1 protein-coding gene is annotated in these 432 nt (G+C 39.4%); it reads right to left on the reverse strand.

What is annotated here, in order from left to right; genetic code table 11:
* Positions 1-302, reverse strand: a 302-nt coding sequence (locus tag AAEY72_RS14225; protein WP_352311146.1) for a hypothetical protein, incomplete at its 3' end; no start/stop codon positions are given.
* Positions 303-432 lie beyond the last annotated feature (130 nt).

Raw genomic sequence — 432 nt, forward strand, 5'->3', positions numbered from 1 at the left:
CCCAGTATCTGCGTAATAATGGCTTGGTACGCTTGCGGTGATATCAGCTCCGCACGTACACGTCGACCATTTTTCGACTGTTGGAAGTTCACGGAGGGTAGGTTGTATTTGCTCTTTGCAAAGTTGTGCATACTCTTCAATAAATTGGCAGAGTATCCAATGTCAGTATTGTTACGTACGACAGCTTTGTACTCTAAAATCTCTTCGTAAAGTTCCTCAAACTCTTCCTCTGACCAAATATCAAGCGGCTGCGCTGTGGTGAAATACAACCACTCATAGCCTATGGTTCTAATATATTTCAAAATAGACTCATTACTAAGCGATTTTGACTCTTTTCGATTGAGTAAACTTAGCACCCAATCTAATAAAATTTTTTCACTTAAGTCATCGTATTGTTCATAGCGTTTTTGTACTCTTTCGATAAGAGTAGGT

The organism is Psychrobacter sp. W2-37-MNA-CIBAN-0211, assembly GCF_040309405.1.
In the GTDB taxonomy this organism is placed as follows: domain Bacteria; phylum Pseudomonadota; class Gammaproteobacteria; order Pseudomonadales; family Moraxellaceae; genus Psychrobacter; species Psychrobacter glaciei.